The sequence below is a fragment of the Streptomyces sp. NPDC043726 genome (assembly GCF_056436565.1).
Map to the genome: position 1 here is coordinate 575152 of NZ_JBWKCI010000005.1, position 17551 is coordinate 592702.

Genomic DNA, 17551 nt, shown 5'->3' on the forward strand with positions numbered 1-17551 from the left:
CCATGCGTACGACCGTCGGCATCATCGGCGGCGGCCCCGCCGGGCTGCTGCTCGCCCGTCTGCTGCACCGCGCGGGGATCGACTGCGTCGTCCTGGAGAGCCGGACCCGCGAGTACGTCGAGCACCGCCAGCGCGCGGGCATGCTGGAGCAGGGCACGGTCGACACGCTGCGGGAGGCCGACGCCGCCGACCGGCTGGACGCCCAGGGCATGGTCCACCACGGCATCGAGCTGCGCTACGAGCGCGAGCGGCACCGCATCGACTTCCCGGCCCTCACCGGCGGCCGTACCGTCACCATCTACGCCCAGACCGAGATCGTGCGGGACCTGATCGCCCTTCAACTGGCCGACGGGCCACCGCTGTTGTTCGGTGCGGAGGCGGTCGCGGTCGAGGGCGCCGAGAGCGACCGGCCCGTCGTGCGGTTCCGGCACGAGGGCCGGGAGGAGACCCTGACCTGCGACTGGGTCGCCGGCTGCGACGGCTTCCACGGCGTGTCCCGCGAGTCGATCCCGGCCGCCGCCTGCCGGTCGTACGCGCACGACCACCCCTATGCCTGGCTCGGGATCCTCGCCGAAGTACCGCCGTCCTGCGAGGAGTTGATCTACGCGCGCGGGGAGCGCGGCTTCGCCCTGCACAGCATGCGCTCGCCGTCCGTCTCCCGGCTCTACCTCCAGGTCCCGGTCGGCTCCGACCCCGCGGACTGGCCCGACGACCGCGTCTGGGACGAACTCGCCGCCCGCTTCGCGATCGACGGCGACTGGACCCTGGAACGCGGGCCGATCACCTCCAAGTCCGTCACCCCGATGCGCAGTTACGTGCACGAGCCGATGCGGCACGGCCGGCTGCTGCTCGCCGGGGACGCCGCCCACATCGTCCCGCCGACCGGTGCCAAGGGTCTCAACCTCGCCGTCTCCGACGTCCGGATCCTGGCCCGCGCGCTCACCGCGTGGCGCTCCACAGGCGGGACACAACTGATCGACAGATACTCGGAAATGTGTCTCGCACGCGTGTGGCAGGCCACGCGTTTCTCCTATGACATGACTAAGATGTTGCATGCTCAACCAGACGGGGATGCGTTCGATCAGCGGATGCAGCTCGCACGTCTGCGCCGGATCACCGCATCCCGCCACGCGGCCGCCGAACTGGCGGCGAACTACACGGGACTTCCCCTCCCCGACTGAGTCCCGCGGTGACCGAACGGAGAGCCGTCATGTCGTTGCTCGACCCCCAGTCCTGGCAGCCCCGCCCCCTCAAGGGCGGCGAGCACACCGTCACCGAGCCCGCCACCGGCGATGCGCTCGGCACGGTCACCCTCGCCGCCGCCGAGGACGTGGCCCCGGCCGCCGAGGCCGCCCGGGCGGCGCAGGCCGAGTGGGGCCGCCTGCCGCACTTCGTGCGGGCCGGGGTCCTGCGCCGGGCCGGCGACCTGTTCACCGCGCACGCCGACGAACTGCGCGAATGGCTGATCCGGGAGTCCGGGTCCATCCCCGGCAAGGCCGACTTCGAACTGCACGTCGCCGCCCAGGAGTGCTACGAGGCCGCCGCCCTCGCCTCCCGCCCGGCCGGACAGGTCCTGCCCAGCGAGGCGCCCCGGCTGTCCTACACCCGCCGCGTCCCGGTCGGCGTGGTCGGCGTGATCTCCCCGTTCAACGCCCCGCTGATCCTGTCCATCCGCTCCGTCGCCCCCGCGCTCGCGCTGGGCAACGCCGTGATCCTCAAGCCCGATCCGCGCACCGCGGTCTGCGGCGGCCTCTCCCTCGCCGCGGTCTTCGCCGAGGCGGGCCTGCCCGACGGGCTGCTGCACGTCCTGCCCGGCGGCGCCGAGACCGGTGCCGCCCTGGTCGAGGACCCGCGGGTGCCCGTCATCTCCTTCACCGGCTCCACCGCGGCCGGCCGGGCGGTCGGCGAGGCCGCCGGACGCCACCTCAAGCGGGCCCACCTGGAGCTGGGCGGGAACTCCGCCCTGGTGGTGCTGGAGGACGCCGACATCGACGCGGTGATCTCCACCGCCGCCTGGGGGTCCTTCTTCCACCAGGGCCAGATCTGCATGACGACCGGCCGCCACCTGGTGCACCGGTCCCTGTACGCGGACTACGTGGAGCGCCTGGCCGCCAAGGCCGACTCGCTCGCCGTCGGCGACCCGCACCGCGCCCAGGTCCACCTCGGCCCGCTCATCGACGGCACCCAGCTGGACAAGGTGCACGGCCTGGTCGAGGCCAGTGCCGCGAACGGCGCCAAGCTGGCCGCGGGCGGCACCCACGAGCGGCTGTTCTACCGGCCCACCGTCCTCGCCGACGTCGCCGACGACACCCCCGCCTACGCGGAGGAGGTCTTCGGCCCGGTCGCGCCGGTCCGCCCCTTCAGCGACGTCGAGGAGGCCGCCGCACTCGCGGCGCAGGGCCCCTACGGACTGTCCCTCGGCATCGTCACCCGCGACACCGCCCGCGGCCTGGACCTCGCCGAGCGCATCCCGACCGGGATCGTGCACATCAACGACCAGACCGTGAACGACGAGGCGGTCGCCCCCTTCGGCGGTACGGCCGCCTCAGGCACCGGCGCCCGATTCGGCGGCGAGTCCAACCTGGAGGCCTTCACCGACCTGCGCTGGACGACGGTGCGCGGGGACGTGGCGCCGTACCCCTTCTAGATTCCGTACGCCTTCTAGATTCCGTACGCGTTCCGGATCCCGTACGCCTGCCGGAGCCGGGGCCTACTGGCCGTCCTGCTCGGCCTGCGCCTGCTGGGCGGCCACGGCCTTGCGGACCTCGTCCATGTCGAGCTTGCGGGCCTGCCCGATGACGTCCGTCAGGGCGGCCTCGGGCAGGGCGCCCGGCTGCGCGAACACGGCGACCTGGTCCCGGACGATCATCAGCGTGGGGATGGACTGGATACCGAAGGCCGCGGCCAGCTCCGGCTGCGCCTCGGTGTCCACCTTGCCGAACACGAGGTCGGGGTTCTCCTCCGCGGCCTTCTCGTAGACCGGGGCGAACTGCCGGCACGGGCCGCACCAGGCCGCCCAGAAGTCGATCAGGACGAACTCGTTCTCCGTGACCGTCTGGTCGAAGTTCTCCTTGGTGAGCTCCACGGTGCTGCTCATGGCGAGTTCCCTCTTCCTGGTGTCGGGGCGAAGCCGTCGGCCACAACACGGCCGGACCGGCAGATATTTCCGTACGCGGACAGTCACGCATCCGCGCACGTACCCGTGTGGCCACCGCGCACACCACCCACCAGACTGACCCCATGACGGAATCGGAATCCATCGCGTACGACGTCGTAGTGCTCGGAGCCGGGCCCGTGGGGGAGAACGTGGCCGACCGCACCCGTGCGGCCGGACTCTCCACCGCGGTCGTGGAGAGCGAGCTGGTCGGCGGCGAATGCTCGTACTGGGCGTGCATGCCCAGCAAGGCCCTGCTGCGCCCGGTCATCGCCCAGTCCGACGCCCGCCGCCTGCCCGGCCTCGCCGAGGCGGTGCAGGGGCCCCTCGACACGGCCAAGGTGCTCGCCCGCCGGGACGAGTACACCTCCCACTGGAAGGACGACGGACAGGTCGGCTGGCTGGAGGGCGTCGGCGCCGACCTCTACCGCGGCCACGGCCGTATCACCGGCCCCCGCACGGTCACCGTGACCGGCGCCGACGGCGGTGAGCGGGTCCTGACCGCCCGGCACGCCGTCGCCGTGTGCACCGGCACCCGCGCCGTCCTGCCCGACCTGCCCGGCCTCGCCGACGTCAGGCCCTGGACCAGCCGTGAGGCCACCAGCGCCAAGGAGGCGCCGGGCCGCCTGGTCGTGGTCGGCGGGGGAGTGGTCGCCACCGAGATGGCCTGCGCCTGGCAGGCCCTCGGCTCCCAGGTCACCCTGCTCGTGCGCGGCAAGGGGCTGCTGAACCGGATGGAGCCCTTCGCCGGCGAGCTGGTCGCCGAAGCGCTCGTCGAGGCCGGTGCCGACGTGCGCACCGGCACCTCCGTGGAGTCCGTCACCCGTGAGAACGGCACGGTCGTGGTCGTCACCGACGGCGGCGACCGGATCGAGGCCGACGAGATCCTCTTCGCCACCGGCCGCGCCCCGCGCACCGACGACATCGGCCTGGACGTCATCGGCATCGAGCCCGGCTCCTGGCTCCCGGTCGACGACAGTCTGCGCGTCACCGGCAGCGACTGGCTCTACGCGGTCGGCGACGTCAACCACCGGGCGCTGCTGACCCACCAGGGCAAGTACCAGGCCCGCATCGCGGGAGCGGCGATCGCCGCCCGCGCCTCCGGTGTCCCCCTGCTGGAATCGGACCCTTGGGGCGCCCACGCGGCGACGGCCGACCACGCGGCCGTACCCCAGGTCGTCTTCACCGACCCCGAGGCGGCGGCCGTCGGCCTGTCGCTGGCGGAGGCCGAGCAGGCCGGCCACCGGGTCCGCGCGGTCGACTACGACCTCGCGCACGTCTCTGGCGCATCCCTCTACGGCGAGGGCTACCGGGGCCGCGCCCGCATGGTCGTCGACCTGGAACGCGAGATCCTCCTCGGCGTCACCTTCGTCGGCCCCGGCGTCGGCGAACTCATCCACTCGGCGACCGTCGCGGTCGCGGGCGAGGTTCCGATCAGCCGCCTGTGGCACGCGGTCCCCTCGTACCCCACGATCAGCGAGGTGTGGCTGCGGCTGCTGGAGACGTACCGGGACAACTGAGCTCAGGCGGAGAGCAGTGGCCCGAGGCCGGTCAGCCGGAGGGCCAGCCAGTGCTCTTCGACGAGGACGTAGACGAGGTCGGGCGCGGCGGTGGAGACATCGGTGGCCGCGCCCGGCAGCGGGACGGTGAGAGGGTCGCGCTCGGGGCGGGTGGGGTTCCAGACGCGGAGGGTGTCGTCCGAGCAAGCGGCGACGATCAGGTCCTGGTCGGGGCGCTCCAGCCGCGCCAGATGGCTCAGGGTGAGGCCCGGGAGGAGCTCGGCGCGCGGCTTCGTCTTGGCGTCGGCGGGCCCCAGGTCGAAGATCTCGATGGCGTGCCGGGCCTCGAAGTGCCCCGTCTCGTAGCGGGTGACCAGCGCGAGCTGCCAGGCACCGACAGGCGTGCGCACGGCGATGGGCGGCACGGACGTGCGCTCCCGGTGGACGGTGCCCACGACATGGTCGTCGGTGCCGTGCACCGAGATCAGCCCTTCGTCGTCCACCGCGACCGTCCGGTCCTCGAACGGCACGCCGGTCCGCGCCGCCGCCAGCCGGTTCGTGACCCGAGTCCTGCTGTGGGGCAGCCACAGGACGGTCCGGGGCCCGGCCAGCTCGTAGTGCACGAGCAGAGCCGCGAGCCGTCCCGGAGCCGTGTAGGCGCGCAGGTCGGTCACGCTGTCCGCGGTGAGGACGGCGGGGACCAGCCCCTCGGGCGGCCCGAACTCCTTCGCCGTCTCCACGTCGACGAAACGGACGTGCCGGTGCTCCTCCTCGACCAGGGCCACCACGGGATGCCCGGTCGGGGGTGTCAGCGCGGCCAGCGTCCGGACCTTGCGGTGAGCGGGCCACAGCTCGGTCCGCAGCTCTCCGCGGGCGTCGGTCAGCCACACCCCGCCGTCCCGGCCCGCCACCGCCAGCGCCCAGGGCAGGCCCTGCGGGGGATGCTGCAGCGCGACGACACGACGCGCGCGCAGACCGTCGTAGTCGGGTGCGTCGGTCGTCCCGCCGAGGTGCGCGTCCCACAGCCGTACCGTGCCGTCCCAGCCGGCCGAGGCGAACAGGCCGGAACGGCTGCCCGCGGTGAGCGGGGCGAGCGCGTACGAACCGCCCGTCGCGAGCGGCTGCGGATCCTCCGGCAGGGACGAGACGACCACCTGCCGGCTCGGCGCGCCCCGGGAATGAAGCTGATCCGTGGTGGCGACCACACGGTTCCTGACCGTGTGTCTCAGCGATCCGGTGGACGGATCGACGACGGTGATGCGGGACCCCGTTCCGGCGGCGGCCACGAAGCCGCGGCCCGCGGCCGTGAAGGGCGCCAGCGAGCGCACCCCGCGCACCTTCCCGGGGAGCACCCGGACCAGGGCCGGGCGCCCCACGTCCCAGACCCGCAGGGTTCCGTCGTCCCCGCCCGACACCGCGAGCGTCCGGCCCTCCGCGGGTTCCAGACACGCGAGGGCGTACACGGTCCCGGTGTGCCCGTACAGCACTCCATCCGCCTCGGGGCCCTTCGCTCCGTCCAACCGCCAGCGGCGTACGGTGCAGTCGGCGCCCGTGGACAGCAGGACGCGCCGTCCGTCGGGCAGGCGTCCCGAGGTCACGGCGGTCACCGGGCCCAGATGGCCCGTCAGGACCGACGCGGTCCAGTCGTCCGTGCGCCACAGCCGTAACGAGCGGTCCTCCCCGGCGGAGACGATCGTGTCCTGGACCGTCGTCAGGGTCAGCACGGTGTCCGTGTGCCCGTGCAGCACCCGTACTCGAGCGCCGGTGCCGAGGTCCCACACGTGCAGGTCACGTCCGGCCGCGGCGACCAGCAGCCGGCGGCCCCGCGCGTCGGTGAGCGAGGTGAGCGCCGTCACCGTCGCCTCCGGGCCGGTCAGCACCATCCGGGTCTCGCCCGTGTCCGGCTCCCACAGCCGTACGGTCGTGTCCCCGCCCGCCGAGGCGAGCAACTCCCGGTCGTCGCCGGTGTCGACGGGCGCCAGGGCGACCACCGGGCCCGCGTGCCCGCGCAGGACGACGCTGAAGTCGTCCGAGGGCGCCGACGCGGCTTCCAGGGTCGCGGGCATGACGGCGTGGCCCCGGAACCAGGCCGTCACGGTGGGTTCCCCGAACGCGGCGGTCATGTGCAGGGTGCGCAGCCGCTCGGCGGGGGTGAGCGAGGCCAGCCGGTGTGCGGTCCGCAGGTAGAGCCGGGCCACCGGCAGGGTGAACCGTTCCGGCAGGGAGCGCACGGCGGCTTCCGTACGGGCGGGATCGGCGCAGGTGAGGAAGCCGACGTCGCGCATCACCTCGGGCAGCAGTCCCGCGGCCAGGGCGTGCGCCGCGAGATGGCGGCGCAGATAGGGGTGGGCGGATTCCCAGGCGGCCGGGCCGCGCCCGGGGACGGTCGCGCGCAGGGCGCGGGTGATCCGGGTGTGCGCGTCCGGTGGCGAGGTGCGGCGGAAGTGGTCGATCAGCGCCTGGTGGTAGAGCCGGTACACCGTCTGGCCCGACTCACCGGACTCGACGATGTGGAATCCGGCGTGCTCCAGGACCCAGGCGACGTCCTCGTCCCGGTAGCGGCGGCCCCGGCCGGAGAGCGCCCCGGCCAGGGCCGGCCACAGGTCCCGGCGGGGCAGTCCAGCGCCCTCGGCCCAGGCCAGCGGGCGGAGCAGGTCACGCAGGCGTTCCGGGTCGGGGGAGCGCGCGAACTCCTCGTCCAGTACGGCGGACAGGCCGCTGGAGAGCAGCGTCTCCAGCCGTAGATCCCGGTCCACGGCGCCGGAGCGGGCGAGGGCGTCGAGGACGGCGCGGCTGGCGACCCGCGCGTACAGGAAGATCCCGCCGCTGGCGTCGGCGACCCGCTCGGCCCAGCGGCGGGCGAGGTCCTCCCGGTTCCGCAGCGGCGAGTGCTCGGCCCGGTGCAGGCGCCGCAACGCGTAGGCGGCGAGGTCGGCCCGGGTCTCCGGCTCGTCGTCGAGTACGACCGTCTCGTCGGCGGCCAGCGCCTGGAGCAGCGGACCGGCGTCGGCGCTGACGGCCGCACCCCCGGCCCGGTGCGGTCGCGTCCCGACCAGCACCCGTACGCCGGGCAGTTCGGCCAGCGGGCGGAGCAGGTCGGAGGCGATCGGCACCGCCTCGGCCGGCTTGGCCTCGTCCAGGCCGTCGAGGACGACGGTGACCCGGCGGCCCAGTTCACCGACCTCCCGCACGACTTGAGCCGCGCGGAGCCAGCCGTCCCCCCGCAGGGGCAGGTCCAGGGCGTCGGCGACCGCGCGCAGGCAGTCGTCCAGTGTCTTGTTCCGGCAGGACAGCGCGAGATCGACCGAACCGAGCGGCGGCAGCTCGGAGTTGGGCGTGTCGTTCAACGCTCCCTCCGCCTCGGCCACCGTCCGCAGGTCCGGTACCGAGAGCGTGGCGATCCGGCCGAGCAGGGCGGACTTCCCCGTGCCGGGCGAGCCGGTGACCACGAACAGGCCCCGGTCCGCCTCCGCCAGCCAGGCGATGAGGCGGCGCATCAGCCGCCGTCGGCCGCAGAAGTACCAGCCGGTCTCGCCGACCTCGATCCCCCGGGCGGAGAGCACGAGGTGCCGGTCCACGTCCGCCGCCCGCAACCGGCGCAGCCGCTTGGTCTCCACGTCCTCGTCCGGCACGGTGGCCGAGGGATGCAGGGGGTTGCGGAGCGCGGGCACGGGCGCGCCGAGCGCTACGTAAGCGGTCGCGGCGTCGCGCTCCGCCAGGATGCGGCTGATCACGTCGGCGAGTTCGTCGGAGCGGATCGTCTCGTCGTGCTCGGTCCACCGCCGGTCCTCGGGGCCCTGCCGCACCACCCGCTCCAGGGCCTCGGCGAACACCCCGTCCTCGGCGCTGTCGTAGCCGCGGGTGGAGGCGATCACCGCGTACCGCCGCTCCGGCCCCGAGGCGCTGGTGTGGTCCAGCACCTCGCAGATCTGGGCGGCGACCCGGGACGCCGCGACGCCGCTCGCGCAGCAGTCGAGGAGGATCAGGACCTCGCGGAACTCCTGGTGGGCGAGGAAACGGGCCAGGTTCCTGGCGGTGATCGCCCGCAGATCGTGCAGGCGCTTGCCGGGGGAGTCGGACGTGATCAGGAAGTGCTCACCCGCGTCGACACAGCCGTGGCCCGTCCAGTACAGCACCAGCCGGGTGCCGTCCCCCTGCCAGCCCCTGAGCCCGTTCGTGATCGTCGCCCAGTCACCGCCCGCGGTGAGCTCGGGCAGGTCGTGGCCGTAGCCCAGCGCACGGAACAGTCTGAACAGCTTGTTCACGCTAGCCGGAACATGGCGCAGCGTCGGCCATCTCGCGTTCCGGTAGTCGCCGACTCCGACCAGGACGAACCGACCGTCGTCCGTCATACGCGCCACCGCACTGTGGGTCCCCCGCTTCCCTGCCCCGCCGACGTCGACGCCGTAACATGTGGCGCGCCGTCAACGAGGCGCATAATACGGCGATTTGAACCCCGGGGGGACACGGTGCGCAGCACTGCGGTGACGGATCTGGTCGTGGTGCTGCCGGGCATCATGGGCAGTGTCCTGGCGCGGGACGGGCGCGAGGTGTGGAACCACACCCTCGCGGTCGCCGGACGGCACGCCCTGGGCGGTCTCGACGAGATACGGCGGCTCGCCCTGCCCGCCGGCCTCGGGGACTCGGATCCGGGTGACGGCGTCGAGGCCGTGGACCTGATCAAGGGCCTGCACATCCTCCCCGGGGTCTCGGCGATCGACGGCTACGAGACCCTGCTGACCTTCCTGGAACGGCGGTTGGGCCTGTCCGCGCGGTCCGGGAATCTGCTCCCCTTCCCGTACGACTGGCGGCTCTCGGTGCGGCTGACGGCCCGTCGGCTCGCGGAACGGGTGGAGCCCGCGCTGGAGGACTGGCGCAGGCGGAGCGGCAACCCCGGGGCGCGGGTGGTGTTCGTGGCCCACTCGATGGGCGGGCTCGTCGCCCGCTACTACCTGGACGTCCTCGGCGGCAGTGCGTACGCCCGTGGCCTGATCACGATCGGGACGCCCTACCGGGGGTCGGTCAACGCCCTCGTCTCGCTGCACGAGGGGGTGGCGCCGCGGCTGGGGCGGATGTCCGGGCCGTTCACCCGGCTGGCGCGGTCGATGCCCTCGCTGTACCAACTCCTGCCCACCTGGCGCTGCGTCGTCGACGGCGACGGGTCCCGGTCGGATCTGGTGCGCGCCCGGGTGGCGGGGGTGGACGCGGGATCCGTGGCCGAAGCCCTGCATCTCCACGACGAGTTGGACCGAGCCGACGGTGACGGGTACGCCCTGCACGTGTTCGGCGGGTGCCGGCAGCCCACCCGTCAGTCCGCGCTCCTCACGGCCGACGGCCTGGACAGCCGACGGGAGCTCGACGGCACCGATCACCTCGGGGACGGCACGGTGCCCCGGTTCTCCTGCTTCCCGGCGCAGTTGACGGACGACTCCACCGTCCGCTTCTTCGCCCAGAAGCACGGAGCGCTCCAGAACGAGCGGGCCCTGCTGAACCAGCTCGAAGCCGTGCTGACCGCCCGCGATCCACGACAGTTCCTCGACGGCGGGCTGGAGTTGGGTGTCGACCTGCCCGAGGTCGCCGAGGGCGGTGACTGCCCTGTGGAGGTGGTGGCCGACGACGACCGGCTGGTCCTGTCCGCCACGGCCGTGGACGTCGAGACCGGCGAGGTGGGCGCACGCCGGACCCTGCGCAACCGCGGCGAGGGCACCTACTCCACCCGCCTCGCCCTCCCCGCCCCCGGCGCCTGGCGCGTCACCGTGGGCGACCCGGTGAACCCGGGGCGGGTGCACGAGGTCAGCGGCATCGTGCTGGTGGCGGCGCGGTGAGATCCCGGACCGCTCTCACGCGCCGGCGCGGGTCGTCAGGGTCTCGGCGATCTCCGTCACGGCGGTCCGCCTCTTCGGGCACCTCTCCGTCAGCACGGTCCTCGTGGCGGTCGCCGCGGGGGGAGCCTGTGTGCCCTGGTTCTGGTCGACCTCGCGCTCAGTCCGGCAGGTCGAAGCCGAGGGCTTCCGCAGCCTGATGAGGCGTGGGCTGCGCCCATCGTTCGGCCATCGCCGGGTTGGAGGACAGCGAGCGTGGTTCGGCCCGGTCCAGATAGAGCATCCCGTCCAGATGGTCGGTCTCGTGCTGCACGATCCGGGCGGGCCAGCCCGTGAACACCTCGTCGAGGGCACACCCTTGCTCGTCCTCGCCCCTCAGCCGTACCTCGGCGGCCCGCGCCACCACAGCCTGATAGCCGGGCACGCTCAGACAGCCCTCGAAGAAGGCGGCACGCACGGGACCGACGGCTTCGTACGACGGGTTCACCAGCACCCGGAACGGCTGCGGCACCCGGCCACGCGCCAGCCGTACCTCCTCCGGGACCGGCGCCGGATCCTCGATCACCGCGATCCGCAGCGGCACGCCGACCTGCGGAGCCGCGAGACCGACCCCGGGCGCCGCGTGCATGGTCAGCCGGAGCGCCTCGACGAAGCGGGCCAGCAGGGCGGGGGACAACTGGCCGTCGTAGCGCGTGGTCCGGCGGCGCAGGACCGGGTCGCCGGCCGCCACGATCGGCAACGGGCCGCCGGTGGCGAGGAGTTGTTCGACCAGGTCGGTCAGGGGCGTGTGGTCGTTCGGTGATGCCATCGGGTCAGGATGCCACGCCCCCTTGCGGGTGTGACGCAGGTCACTTCAATTGCCGGGAACTCCGGGGCCGTTCGCCCCGACTACTGGACCGCTACCGCACACCAAGCGTCCCCAGCCCCGGAGAGGCCCGCCGATGTCCACCGCTCCCTCGACCAGACCGGACGAGGCCCCACAGACCGACGCCGCCCCGGCGCCGGCCCGCCGCACCTGGGCACCCCTGCGCCCGCTGGTCCTGCGGCTGCACTTCTACGCCGGAGTGCTCGTCGCCCCCTTCCTGCTCGTCGCCGCCGCGACCGGCTTCCTCTACGCCGCCGCGTTCCCGGCCGAGAAGATCGTGTACGCGCACGAGATGACCGTCCCCGTCGGCGACGAGAAGCTGCCGATCTCCGAGCAGGTCGCCGCCGCCCGCGAGGCCCACCCGGAGGGCGCGGTCTCCGCCGTACGGCCCTCGCCCGAGGACGACGCGACCACCAGGGTGCTGCTGTCCGGCGTCAAGGGCGTCGACGAGACCCACACCCTCGCCGTCTTCGTCGACCCGTACACCGCGAAGGTGCGCGGCTCGCTCGAACAGTACGGCTCCACCGGCGCCCTTCCGCTGCGCACCTGGATCGACGAGTTCCACCGTGATCTGCACCTCGGGGAGAGCGGCCGCCTCTACAGTGAACTCGCCGCGAGCTGGCTGTGGGTGATCGCCCTCGGCGGTCTGGTGCTCTGGTTCTCCCGGCGCCGGGCCCGCCGCAAGCTGCGCGGCACCAGTGGCCGCCGCCGCACTCTCGGCCTGCACGGCACGGTCGGCGCCTGGGCCGCCGCCGGGTTCCTCTTCCTGTCGGCGACCGGTCTGACCTGGTCGCAGTACGCCGGTGCCAACATCGACGAACTGCGCACCTCGCTCGGCGGGGCCACCCCGTCGATATCGGCGAGCGCGGGCGGCGAGCACTCCGGGCACGGCTCCTCCGCCGCCGCCGGGGACGCGGCGCACGGGGTCGGCCTCGACAAGGTGCTCGCGGCGGCCCGGGCCGAGGGACTCGGTGACCCGGTCGAGATCGTGCCGCCCGCGGACGCGGAATCGGCGTACGTGGTCAAGCAGATCCAGCGCAGCTGGCCGACCAAGCAGGACTCCGTGGCCGTGGACCCCGGAACCGGCCAGGTCGTCGACGTGCTGCGGTTCAGCGACTACCCGGTACTCGCCAAGCTCACCCGCTGGGGCATCGACCTGCACACCGGCATCCTGTTCGGACTGGTCAGCCAGATCGCCCTGATGCTGCTCGCGCTCTCCCTCGTCCTGCTGATCGTCTGGGGCTACCGGATGTGGTGGCAGCGCGGCCGGGACTCCGCCTTCGGCCGCCCGATCGCGCGCGGCGCCTGGCAGCACGTACCGCCGCAGATCCTGGTGCCGTTGGCGGTGGTGGCCGCCGTGGTCGGCTACTTCGTGCCGCTGCTCGGGATCTCGCTGCTGGCGTTCCTGGCCGTGGACATCGTGCTCGGCGAGATCGCGCATCGCCGCAAGCGCACGGCCGCGTAGACGGTACGGGGAGGCGGCGGACGGGACCCCGGGTCCCGTCCGCCGCCTTCGTGCTGTCACGCGGCCCGGGCGGCCAGTTCGGCGTTGGCCCGCTCGGTGACGAGGGTCAGCACCCGCCCGGCGGCGGCCAGGTCCTCCGCCGGGATGCCGGCGTAGATACGGGCGGCGACCTTCGAGATCTCCTCGCCGGAGTCGGCGAACAGCGCCGCGCCGGCGTCGGTGACCCGCAGCTTTGAGGCGCCGTCGTCCAGCAGCCCCTTCTCGGTCAGTCCCGCTATGACGGACCGGGCGCTGTCGGCGTCGACCTTGAGCGATCCGACGACCTGCTCGACGATCGCCTCGCGGGCGACGGGTGTCTCGGCGACGACCGCCAGCCGCAGGGTGATCTGCTCCTGGAAGGTGAGGTCGTAGCCGGCGAGGACGCTCTCCAGGACGGCACGGGCGGCGTAGTGCGCCAGACCGATCATGCGGCTGTCGACGGCGGGTGCGGTGGTGATGGTCATGACTGCTCCTCGGGTGGCTCGGTGTTCTCGCTGAACGGATCGAGTGGTGCGTCGAGCAGGGTCGCCAGATCGGCGCCGAACTCCCGTGCGCGCGGGCTGTCGAGGCCGCCGAGCGGCGCCAGCAGCTGCTGGAGGAGACCGTGGACGACCTTGACGGCCTGCCCGGTCACCTCGCTGCCCGTCTCGGTGAGCGCCAGCTGGACGGCGCGCGGATCCTTCGGGTCACGGGTGCGCTCCAGGAGCCCGGCGGACTCCAGGGAGCGGGCGAGCTTGGAGACGTAGAGCGGTTCGAGTCCGGTGTGGTCGGCCAGGCGCCGCTGGCTGGGGCGCTCTCCGGTGCGGTGCATGCCGTACAGCGATGCCACCAGGGCGTACTGAGCGTGCGTCAGGCCCAGCGGGGCCACCGCGCGGTCGACCGCGACCCGCCACTTCATGGACAGCCGCCAGACCAGGAAACCGGGCGTCGCGCCCTCGGATGCCGAACTCATGACAGATAGAGTACATGGCTACTATGTACATGGCTACTATTTTCGGGTGAGGCGCCGCGACCGCCGTGGGGGGATGGACTGACGCGACGGCCGCCACGCGGCTAGTTTGGGCGACATGAGCAATCTTGATCGCGAGGCCGTGCCCGCGGTGTGCGGCGGCCGTGGCTTCGTCGTGGCGGAGCCCGTACGGGAACTCCTCAGCCCGCGCAGGGTCAAGCTCGGCGAGTCATCGGAAGTCCGCCGACTCCTGCCCAACCTGGGCCGCCGCATGGTCGGCGCCTGGTGCTTCGTCGATCACTACGGCCCCGACGACATCGCCGACGAGCCCGGGATGCAGGTGCCCCCGCACCCGCACATGGGTCTGCAGACGGTGAGTTGGCTGCACGAGGGCGAGGTGCTGCACCGCGACTCGACCGGCAGCCTGCAGATGATCCGCCCCCGCGAGCTGGGCCTGATGACCTCGGGCCGGGCGATCAGCCACTCGGAGGAGAGCCCGAGGTCCCACGCCCGCTTCCTGCACGGCGCGCAGCTGTGGGTCGCCCTGCCCGACAGCGACCGCCACACGGAGCCGCGCTTCGAGCACCACGCGGAACTCCCGGTGGTCACCGCGCCCGGCCTTTCGGCCACCTTGATCCTGGGCGACCTGGACGGCGCGAGCTCCCCCGGAACGACGTACACCCCCCTGGTCGGCGCCGACCTCTCCCTCGCCCGCGGCGCGGACGTACGCCTCCCCCTGGAGCCGGACTTCGAGTACGCCGTCCTCGCCATGTCCGGCGAGACCCACGTGGACGGGGTCCCCGTCCTCCCCGGCTCGATGCTCTACCTCGGCTGCGGCCGCACCGAACTCCCCCTCCGCGCCGAATCCGAAGCGAGCCTGATGCTCCTGGGCGGCGAGCCGTTCGAGGAGGAACTGATCATGTTCTGGAACTGGATCGGGCGATCTCAGGAAGAGATCGTACAGGCCCGTCAGGACTGGATGGAAGGCTCACGGTTCGGGGAGGTGAAGGGGTACAACGGGGCTCCGCTGCCCGCACCGGAACTGCCCTCGGTGCCGTTGAAGCCGCGGGGAAGGGTGCGCTGACCTGCGGAAACGCTTCGACGTTGGTGGCTGCAGGGTGGAAGGCGGTCGGGTACTCCTCATAGTCTTCCATCTGCTTGCCGAAAGGCGTCCAAGCAGCCGCCTGGCTTAGGCCGGTGCGGTTGACGATTCCACGGTGTGGCTGCCTGCGGGTGGTTGTGGCAGGACTCTTGCTGACCTAATGCTGACTTTGCTGACGCCTCGTCAGGCTTGGGTGAGGGAACCTTTTTCAAGCTCCCGGGCTTGCGGAGGCGTTCGCAGGTTCGTTGGTGTCCGGAGCGATGCTGACCTGGCTGCCGGTCGAGTCAGGCGCTGCGGAGGGGCGGCGTCGATCACACTGCGGTCTCGTTGCGATTCCACAAGATGCCGATGTCACGGCTGTCTGTCGGTAGCGCCGTTTCCGGCCGATCCGAAAGATGCTGCGCCGGAGAGCGACGAGCAGGTTCTTCGTCTGCTGGCGGTACATGAGTCCAACCGCCTCTGACCTGCAGTTAAGGTCGAAATCGGATGCTGCGACGTCGAGTTGGTCCGCGTCTGGTCCGGATGTTGGCGTGCTGTCCGGGGTGCTGACGAGGGGCACCGGGGTCCCACCTGGCACAGGTAGGCGAAGCTGTCTTCTGGTGTCCATGTGGTCCAGATCGGGGGCGTTCGGCCGCAATGGGGGCTTGCCGTCCAGGCGCGTCAATGGTGTTGGTGACACGAAACGTGACAGACGTTGACCCCCGTCTGCGTGTTCCGGCGGGGGTCTCTCCGTGGTGTCAGGGGTTGTGCATCAGACCCCATCCTCGGATTCCTGCCTAAGGGCTTGCAGATCATTAACACGTCGTCTTGATCTTGTTGTTGGGGGTGCCGGTCTGGCTCGAACCCGAGCCTGGAGGGCTGTGAGGGCGGAGGGTGGAGTGGCCGCTGGCGGGATGACGACGCTGTGCGTCTTGAGCAGCCTCCTGATCTTCAGCAGGGTGCGGTGCATGGCGGTCCGGCTGCTGTCGAACAGCACCGCGAGGGGTTCCGCGGCCAGGGCGACCCGCAGGTGAAGGACAACCGCCAAGACCTGGTCGGAGAAGGCGAGCCGGGGCGGGCGGCCGCGCTTGACATCGCCGTCGAGGGCCAAAGTGTCGGTGAGATCGCTCAGTTGCTGCCGGGACATGCCGGTCAGGACGGGATCGGACAGTAGAGCGTGGTCCCATTCTGGGGCTGGCTTCTGCGGAGCCCGGGGCGCTGGGATGGCGGGGCACGGCTGGGGGTGCACGGCATAGTTCCAGTCGCCGTGGAAGGCGTGTCGGGTCAGTGGCAGGGCTGCCATCTCCGCGTCGCCGATCTGGACTCCGGTTGGGTAGGTGTTGGTGTCCAGCTCGGCCGTGACGTGCAGTCCGGTGCGGGTGGTGGTCGCGGCGATGGACTGGACAATGACTTCATGGCTGGTCAGCGGGCGGCCGCGCCAGTTCATGGTGATGTGCGAGAAGAGCCGATGCTCGATCCTGTTCCACTTCGATGTGCCCTGCGGCAGGTGGCACACGGTGATCGTCAGTCCTGTTTCGGCGGCGAGACGGGCGAGTTCGAGCTTCCAGGCCCGGGCGCGGTAGCCGTTCGAGCCGCCTGCGTCGACGGTGATGAGCAGTCGTGTCGCCTGCGGGTAGGCGGCCCGGCCCTGGCCGCACCACCAGCGGCGGATCGATTCCACTGCGAACGCGGCGGTGTCGTGATCGGTGCCCACGTTGACCCAGCCGGTATCCGCCGCGAGATCGTAGATCCCGTACGGGACGGCTTTGCCCAGCTGCGGGTCGGCGAAGTCATGGACGTTCACCTGCACCGGATCAGCCGCACGCCACCACTGCCGTCCGTTGTTCTTGAACTCGCCGACGAGCTCCTTCTTCGTGGTGTCCACGCTGATCACCGGCTGGCCGGTGTCCGGTGATCACGGGCCTGCTCGTTGAGATAACGGAACTGGGCGTCCCGGTCCGGATGTTGGCTGCCCTCGACGGTCTTGGCGTTGGCCTGCAGACTGAAGCCTTCCTCCCGCAGCAGGTCCGCGACGGTGTCCGCACTGACTTTGTGCCCGGTCCGGGTCAGCTCCCGCGCCAGCGTGCGACTCGACTTCACCGTCCACCGCAGCGGCGACATCGGATCGCCCCGCTCGTCCGGCTCGACCAGCGCGAGCAGAGCCGGCCGCAGCCCCAGATCGAGATCTGCGGCCTTCTTGCGGCCTCCGCCCGGCCGCCGCACCCGCCCCAGCGGTTCCTCGCCGGCCTCCAACTCGAACACGCCCTTGCGGACCGTGGTCTCGCTCACCGAGGCCGCCCGCGCGACGGCCCGAACACCACCGTGTCCCAGGACACGGGCCTCCGCGGCCATCAGCAGCCGTCGCTGCCGCTCATCCAGATGTGGGAACAACACCGCGAATTTCAAGGCGAGTTGGGTGCAGATCGCGTCCGGGATGCGCATACCACATCAACGAGCCATGGGGCGAGAAGCAACACCTTGATGATCTGCAAGCCCTAAGCTTGATCTTTAACCTGTGCGGCGTGGTCGTGGGGTGGTTGACTTCTTCGTTTGCTGCTTCGTCGATGGTGTTTTGCGGGGTGTGTGAACGTCGTGGCGAGGTGTGGGACGGGTGTTCTTTCGGCCCGGTGGCCGTCCTGGGCCCGGCCGGGACGGTTTCGGTGCTTGGGCCGGACAG

Annotated in this window: 11 protein-coding genes and 1 pseudogene; 6 read left to right on the forward strand and 6 right to left on the reverse strand. The window is 72.0% G+C overall.

The features are described 5' to 3' along the window. Window positions 1-2 precede the first annotated feature (2 nt). Both AC068Z_RS18185 and AC068Z_RS18190 read left to right on the forward strand, forming a co-directional pair. Complete coding sequence (locus AC068Z_RS18185) at window positions 3-1181, forward strand: 4-hydroxybenzoate 3-monooxygenase (RefSeq protein WP_478556312.1); 1179 nt, start codon at window positions 3-5, stop codon at window positions 1179-1181. Window positions 1182-1210: 29 nt separating this feature from the next. Next, window positions 1211-2647, forward strand: a complete 1437-nt coding sequence (locus AC068Z_RS18190; RefSeq protein WP_478556314.1) for an aldehyde dehydrogenase family protein — start codon at window positions 1211-1213, stop codon at window positions 2645-2647. Window positions 2648-2710: 63 nt separating this feature from the next. Here AC068Z_RS18190 and trxA read toward each other — a convergent pair whose 3' ends face one another. Then, the gene (gene trxA / locus AC068Z_RS18195; protein ID WP_451728325.1) at window positions 2711-3097 is read right to left on the reverse strand and encodes a thioredoxin; all 387 of its coding nucleotides are present in this window, start codon (window positions 3095-3097) and stop codon (window positions 2711-2713) included. 143 nt (window positions 3098-3240) lie between these two features. Here trxA and AC068Z_RS18200 point away from each other — a divergent pair, with 143 nt between their 5' ends. Further along, the gene (locus tag AC068Z_RS18200; RefSeq protein WP_478556316.1) at window positions 3241-4674 is read left to right on the forward strand and encodes a dihydrolipoyl dehydrogenase family protein; all 1434 of its coding nucleotides are present in this window, start codon (window positions 3241-3243) and stop codon (window positions 4672-4674) included. Window positions 4675-4676: 2 nt separating this feature from the next. Here AC068Z_RS18200 and AC068Z_RS18205 read toward each other — a convergent pair whose 3' ends face one another. Beyond that, window positions 4677-9005 (reverse strand): hypothetical protein, encoded by a 4329-nt coding sequence (locus AC068Z_RS18205; protein ID WP_478556318.1) that lies wholly within the window; start codon window positions 9003-9005, stop codon window positions 4677-4679. A gap of 117 nt (window positions 9006-9122) precedes the next feature. On the opposite strand from AC068Z_RS18205, the gene AC068Z_RS18210 reads away from it, so the two are divergent. Beyond that, window positions 9123-10478 carry an alpha/beta hydrolase gene (locus tag AC068Z_RS18210; RefSeq protein ID WP_478556320.1) on the forward strand — a complete coding sequence of 452 codons (1356 nt, stop codon included), beginning with the start codon at window positions 9123-9125 and terminating at the stop codon, window positions 10476-10478. Between the two features lie 157 nt (window positions 10479-10635). Here AC068Z_RS18210 and AC068Z_RS18215 read toward each other — a convergent pair whose 3' ends face one another. Next, complete coding sequence (locus AC068Z_RS18215; protein ID WP_478556322.1) at window positions 10636-11283, reverse strand: peptide deformylase; 648 nt, start codon at window positions 11281-11283, stop codon at window positions 10636-10638. A 133-nt stretch (window positions 11284-11416) separates the two neighbouring features. On the opposite strand from AC068Z_RS18215, the gene AC068Z_RS18220 reads away from it, so the two are divergent. Continuing rightward, on the forward strand, window positions 11417-12805 hold the full coding sequence (locus AC068Z_RS18220) for a PepSY-associated TM helix domain-containing protein (protein WP_478556324.1): 1389 nt from the start codon (window positions 11417-11419) through the stop codon (window positions 12803-12805). Between the two features lie 56 nt (window positions 12806-12861). On the opposite strand, the gene AC068Z_RS18225 is transcribed toward AC068Z_RS18220, so the two are convergent. Both AC068Z_RS18225 and AC068Z_RS18230 read right to left on the reverse strand, forming a co-directional pair. Then, window positions 12862-13308: a MarR family transcriptional regulator gene (locus tag AC068Z_RS18225; protein WP_478556326.1), complete on the reverse strand. Its 447-nt coding sequence runs from the start codon at window positions 13306-13308 to the stop codon at window positions 12862-12864. After that, window positions 13305-13796 (reverse strand): MarR family winged helix-turn-helix transcriptional regulator, encoded by a 492-nt coding sequence (locus tag AC068Z_RS18230; RefSeq protein WP_478556328.1) that lies wholly within the window; start codon window positions 13794-13796, stop codon window positions 13305-13307. Before AC068Z_RS18230 ends, AC068Z_RS18225 begins: the two co-directional genes overlap by 4 nt. 115 nt (window positions 13797-13911) lie before the next feature. Here AC068Z_RS18230 and AC068Z_RS18235 point away from each other — a divergent pair, with 115 nt between their 5' ends. After that, a complete protein-coding gene (locus AC068Z_RS18235; protein ID WP_478556329.1) occupies window positions 13912-14877 on the forward strand; it encodes a pirin family protein in 966 nt (321 codons plus the stop codon). An 812-nt stretch (window positions 14878-15689) separates the two neighbouring features. On the opposite strand, the pseudogene AC068Z_RS18240 reads toward AC068Z_RS18235, so the two are convergent. Continuing rightward, window positions 15690-17316 (reverse strand): annotated as a pseudogene (locus tag AC068Z_RS18240) (ISAzo13 family transposase). Between the last annotated feature and the right edge of the window lie 235 nt (window positions 17317-17551).